This is a genomic window from Oleiphilus sp. HI0123 (assembly GCF_001635315.1).
Genome location: NZ_LWGE01001323.1, coordinates 1 through 6099, shown reverse-complemented (window position 1 = coordinate 6099; position 6099 = coordinate 1). Strand labels below are relative to the sequence as shown.

Annotated in this window: 5 protein-coding genes and 1 pseudogene; all 6 read left to right on the top strand. The window is 45.0% G+C overall.

All coding sequences use genetic code 11. The features are described 5' to 3' along the window. Nucleotides 1–1461, top strand: a 1461-nt coding sequence (locus tag A3761_RS16305) for a CoA-acylating methylmalonate-semialdehyde dehydrogenase (RefSeq protein WP_068750513.1), incomplete at its 5' end; no start/stop codon positions are given. Nucleotides 1462–1500: 39 nt separating this feature from the next. After that, nucleotides 1501–2661, top strand: coding sequence for an acyl-CoA dehydrogenase family protein (locus A3761_RS16300; protein WP_068750511.1), 1161 nt, complete (start codon nucleotides 1501–1503; stop codon nucleotides 2659–2661). Between the two features lie 56 nt (nucleotides 2662–2717). Next, nucleotides 2718–3518 carry an enoyl-CoA hydratase gene (locus A3761_RS16295; RefSeq protein ID WP_068553568.1) on the top strand — a complete coding sequence of 267 codons (801 nt, stop codon included), beginning with the start codon at nucleotides 2718–2720 and terminating at the stop codon, nucleotides 3516–3518. Beyond that, complete coding sequence (locus tag A3761_RS16290; protein WP_068553567.1) at nucleotides 3519–4673, top strand: enoyl-CoA hydratase/isomerase family protein; 1155 nt, start codon at nucleotides 3519–3521, stop codon at nucleotides 4671–4673. A gap of 63 nt (nucleotides 4674–4736) precedes the next feature. After that, complete coding sequence (mmsB, locus tag A3761_RS16285) at nucleotides 4737–5618, top strand: 3-hydroxyisobutyrate dehydrogenase (RefSeq protein WP_068553566.1); 882 nt, start codon at nucleotides 4737–4739, stop codon at nucleotides 5616–5618. A gap of 126 nt (nucleotides 5619–5744) precedes the next feature. After that, nucleotides 5745–6099, top strand: a pseudogene (locus A3761_RS16280) (ABC transporter substrate-binding protein); the annotation flags it as partial.

Genomic DNA, 6099 nt, shown 5'->3' with positions numbered 1-6099 from the left:
GGCGAATTTGTTCACAGTGAAAGCGTGCAAAAACAAAACGTTCTTAACCCCGCGACACAAGAGGTACTTGCAGAGGTCTCATTCGCCACGAAAGGCGAAATTGATCGCGCCGTTGAAGGCGCCAAAGCCGCATTCTTAGAGTGGAAAGAAACCCCTGTCAGTGAGCGCGCTCGCTTGATGCTACGTTACCAGTATTTGTTAAAGGAACATCAGCGTGAGATTGCCGAGATTCTTGCTAAAGACACGGGTAAAAATATTGAAGATGCTATGGGTGATGTATGGCGCGGTATTGAAGTTGTCGAGCATGCTTGCAACATTCCTTCCCTGTTAATGGGTGAGACTGTCGAAAATGTTGCTAAGGGCGTAGATACCTATAGCCTGACCCAGCCGCTTGGTGTGACGCTCGGTATTACCCCGTTTAACTTTCCGGCAATGATTCCGCTTTGGATGTTCCCTATGGCAACAGCCTGTGGAAACGCCATGATCCTTAAGCCCTCTGAGCAAGTTCCCTTAGCGACTGTTCGTTTATTAGAGCTATTCCAGGAAGCCGGGGCACCCAAAGGTCTGGTGCAAATGATTCATGGTGGCAAAGACCAGGTTCACCAACTTATTAAACATCCTGATATTCTGGCGACCTCATTTGTTGGTTCAGTACCTGTTGCCAAAGATGTGTATCTAACAACCACTCGCGAGATGAAGCGTGCTCAATGCTTTGCCGGTGCGAAAAATCACATGGTCGTACTTCCTGATGCCGACAAAGACACCGTCATGAACGCATTAGTCGGCGCTACGGTTGGCGCTGCCGGACAACGCTGCATGGCAATTAGCGTGATTGTTTTTGTTGGCGAAACAATCGTCTGGGCAGATGAGCTCGCTGAACGCCTAAAAGCGGTTAAGCCCGGCATTTGGGACTCACCTGATTCAGCTTATGGGCCTTTGATTAGTCCTCAGGCTGTAGAGCGTGTTTCAGGCTTGATTCAAAAAGGAATAGACCAAGGCGCAAACTGCTTGGTAGATGGTCGAGACATCGTTGTAGAAGGTTACCCGAATGGCAATTGGTTAGGCCCTACACTCTTCACTGATGTTTCGACTGAGATGGACATATACCAGGAAGAAATTTTCGGGCCAGTTGTGTCATGCATGAACGTTGAAACGCTTGAAGATGCAATCAATTTGGTTAACAGTAACCCCTACGGCAACGGTACCTCAATATTTACCCAATCTGGCGTTAGTGCACGAAAATATCAGCACGAAATAGAAGTTGGTCAAGTTGGTATTAACCTGCCCATTCCCGTTCCGCTACCTTTCTTTTCATTTACTGGTTGGAAAGGCTCGTTTATGGGGGATTTACATGCTTACGGAAAGCAGGCAGTCCGCTTTTATACTGAGACAAAAACAATTACAGCAAGCTGGAAATCATCTCCTGCGCAAGCACCCAACATGTCGATTAGCTTAAAGTAGACAGATTAATTTATAAGGCCACCTAAAGTATTATATTTTATGAATTACGACTTAAACGAAGATCAGCTCGCTTTCCAGGAAACAGCAAAACGTTTCGCAGAGACAGAACTTGCACCTCAGGCTAGTATATGGGACGCAGCCTGCGAGTTCCCGAAGCAAGCCTTTGTCGAAGCAGGTAAACTTGGGTTTATGGCCATGTACGTGCCAGAGGCTGATAAAGGTATTGGTCTGTCGCGATTAGACAGCTCCATTATTATGGAAGAACTAGCGTCCGGCTGCACCTCTACCGCTGCGTTTATTAGCATCCATAATATGGCGTTTAATATGCTTGCTCGCTACGGTCGTAAGTCACTGGTCGATCAGTGGTCAGAAGCACTAGCTTCAGGGCGTAAACTCGTCAGTTATTGCCTGACTGAACCGGGAGCCGGGTCTGACGCTGCCTCACTAACGACCAGTNGAAAACTCGAAGGCGATCACTATATCGTTAATGGTTGTAAAGCCTTCATATCCGGCGCTGGCGATACTGACCTTTTAGTCACAATGCTTAGAACTGGCGAGGCAGGCCCAAAAGGTATTACTTGCCTTGCCATACCCGCTACAAGTGAAGGTATCAGTTTTGGTAAGAAAGAAGAAAAGCTCGGATGGAGCAATCAACCGACCCGCTTGATTCATTTTGAGAATGTACGCGTACCCAAAGAAAACCTTTTGGCACATGAAGGTGACGGTTTCAAGTTGGCGATGGAAGGCCTAGATGGCGGCCGAATCAATATTGCTGCCTGCTCAGTCGGTACTGCGCGCGCGAGCCTGCAACAGAGTATTAACTATGTTAAGGAGCGCAAGCAATTCAATCAGACGATTGCCGATTTTCAAGCCACACAGTTCAAACTGTCTGATATGCTGACAGAGCTTGTAGCCTCTCGCCAGATGATCCGCCTAGCCGCATTTAAACTCGACCAAGGTGCAGCCGATAAATCGGTTCATTGCGCGATGGCTAAACGCCTAGCGACTGATCTCGGTTTTAAGATTTGCGATGAAGCCCTACAATTGCACGGTGGTTACGGCTATATCAAGGAATACCCTATCGAACGTTACTTTAGAGATACGCGCGTGCATCGTATTCTCGAAGGTACTAACGAAGTAATGCGCTTAATCATTGCTAGAGCCTTGTTATCTGATGAAAACTTCCAGCTTCTCGGATAAGCTAGTAGGCAAGCTTCGCGCATTCCAATCTTCTGAAAAAGGAAAGAACACCCGCTATGACACAAGAAAATCAGAATATTTCCTCTAGTGACAAAATTATTGTTACTGTCGATGGTCATATTGCTAAAATTACTATCAACAATCCACCTGCAAATACCTGGGACTTGGAAAGCCTTGGCGCGCTTTCAAGCGTCATCGTAAAACTCAATGCAATGAGCGGAATAAGTGCCTTAGTCATACACGGGCAAGGCGAAAAGTTTTTCTCTGCTGGTGCAGACCTTAAGCAGTTTAGTAGCGGCGACAAGATACTTTCAAAAGATGTTGCACACCGTTTTGGCGAAGCATTTGAAGCCCTTGCAAGTTTTAAGGGTGTATCCATCGCGGCTATCAATGGTTACGCGATGGGTGGAGGTCTTGAGTGTGCACTTGCCTGTGATATCCGTATCGTCGAAGAACAGGCTCAGGTTGCACTGCCTGAAGCAGGTGTTGGTCTTTTACCATGCGCTGGTGGCACACAGCGGTTGAGTTGGTTAATTGGCGAAGCGTGGGCAAGTAAAATGATCTTGCTCGGGCAGAGAATGGATGCCGAAACAGCCGTTCAAACCGGATTAGCACTAGAAAGTGTACCGAAAGGCGAGGCCTTATCAAGCGCCATGAACTATGCACAGTCTGCAAGTAAGCAAAGCCCCGATGCTTTGTTTGCCTGTAAAAAGCTTTTAAGTACAGCTCGAGAAAACGCCATATCGCTTTCACTTCAGCATGAGCGCACCGAATTCATTAATCTAATTGGTGGTGACAACCAGCTTGAAGGCACTAATTCGTTTCTCGAGAAACGCTCTCCAGAGTGGAAAAAGTAAATGAATAAATCATCACAAGCAACTGAGACTGTCGAAACAACAGCGTCCGAAGAAGTGCTAGTCGAAGTACTTGCTGCTAAAAATGGCAGTGTGGGAGTTTTAACACTCAACTCCGAAAAGACGCTAAACGCCCTATCGCTTCAAATGGTCCGTTTACTCACGCAGTCACTAAAAGATTGGGCAAGTAACGATGATATTCAAGCTGTAATTTTAAAGGGGCAAGGCAGCAAAGCCTTTTGCGCTGGCGGCGATGTCCAAGCACTTTATCGCTCTGCGATAGCACAACAAGACGGTGCTTGTATCGATGCAGAACAGTTCTTTTTTGAGGAATATCAACTCAATTATCTTATTCATACTTATGACAAACCGATCATTTGTATTGGGCATGGCTTTGTCATGGGTGGTGGTTTAGGTTTACTCGCTGGCGCCAGTCATCGAGTTATCACCGACACCACTAAACTGGCTATGCCCGAGATAACTATTGGTCTGTTCCCTGATGTAGGTGGAACACAATTTCTTAATCAGGTTCCCTATAATCTAGGATATTTTCTGGCGTTAACGGGCGTAGCTATTAATGCAGCCGATACACTATTTTGCCGCTTAGCTGATTTTGCCATTGAGTTAAATGATGTCGAAAAGCTGATTCATGCAATATCCAAGCTTGAATTTTCAGAAGAAAATGATAACAACCACCTCTTGGTAACAGAAGCTATAAAGGCACTAGAGCTTACAAGCAAACAACTTCAAAGTTCGCAAATAAAGCTAAACCTACAAGTGCTTGAGCAGGCGTGCCAGCATAACTCTTTATGTTCAATTACGGATGCAATCGTAGCTTTTGATGAAAGTAACACTTTTCTCAACAAATCTAAGCAAACTTTACTTGCTGGCTCCCCGTTATCTCTTGTTGCGATTTATGAGCAGTTAAAACGCCATCGTTATACTGATTTACAAAACGCTTTTACAAGCGAGCTGGTTTTAGCGACCAACATGATCCGTCATCCCGATTTTGCGGAGGGCGTTCGTGCGCTATTAATAGATAAAGACAAAACACCTAAGTGGGAATACGCGCACTATACCCATATCCCAAGTTCCGTTATTGAGTCTTTATTTAGTAGGCCTTGGGATAAAAACCCTTTAGATGGGCTACTGGCTTAAGCAAAGCTTCTTATAAATAACAAAGGGGGCTATTCTGCCCCTTCCAAGATTGGGAAAATAATAATGACAACGATCGCGTTTATAGGTCTGGGGAACATGGGACTTCCCATGGCAAAAAATCTTGTAAAAGCGGGTTACAACCTGCGGGTATATGATTTAGCCAAGACTCCACTAGAAGAGATGAAGCAACTCGGTGCGCATGTCGCAAGCTCGGCATCACAAGCGTGCAAAGACGCTACTATCCTTATATCCATGCTGCCTGCAGGTAGGCATGTGTTAGGGCTTTATCTTGAAGGCGAAAAGCTATTATCAATCATTGATAAAGAAACCTTAGTGATTGATTGCTCAACGATCGAAGCGGAGTCTGCTATTAGCGTACATAACGCAGCAAAAGATAAAGGTATTTCAATGCTTGATGCTCCTGTTTCAGGTGGCGTCGCAGCCGCCGCCGCAGGAACACTGACATTTATGTGTGGAGGTTCAGAAACCAATTTTGATAAAGCAAAACCTGTTCTTAGCGCCATGGGGAGCAATATATTTTTGGCAGGGACTGACGGAGCCGGGCAAGTCGCTAAAATGTGTAATAACATGCTCCTTGCTATTCATATGATTGGCACTAGTGAAGCATTGAAATTAGGTGAAAATAACGGTTTGGATGCTAAAGTACTTTCTGAAATAATGCTCGCAAGCTCAGGAAAGAACTGGAGTTTAGAAAAGTATAACCCTTATCCTGGCGTCATGGAGACCAGCCCTGCATCGAATAACTATCAGCCTGGTTTTATGGTCGACCTAATGACAAAAGATCTTGGTTTGGCGGCCTTAAACGCACAAAGTACTGGAAGTAACACGCCACTCGGTAATGCAGCCTATGAAATGTATCAAAAAAAACAAGCTTCAGGCGATGGATTAAAAGACTTCTCGAGTATTATTGAGCTTCTTTCTTAAGTAAGTACAAAAAAATTAGCTTACTACTGTTGTAAGCCCTTTCCCTTAGATAAACTCTTATGCCTGCGCGCCTATTTCTTTTATAGGAATAGGTTAATTTATCGTTTCTTCATTAAGGCTTTAACCGTGCTTTCTACGCCTCAATATAAGACTATTTTAATCATAGCGTTTTTACACTTTTTTACTGGTAAGGCGCTTGCTGCCGAAATTATTACCGAGTCACATGGCTTTGCTTTGTACGGCGACCTTAAATACCCGCAGGACTTTTCTCATTTTGACCATGTCAATCCTAACGCCGCCAAAGGTGGGAACCTGCGTCTAATGGGTTTCGGTTCTTTTGATTCTCTAAACCCTTACATTTTAAAAGGAACCAGCCCCTTCAATTCTCCGGGAATGTTTATGTATGGGTTTACAGAGCTAAATGAAACTTTATTAGCAGGAACCGGAAGCTACTCACCATCAGGCGATGAACCACAAAGTG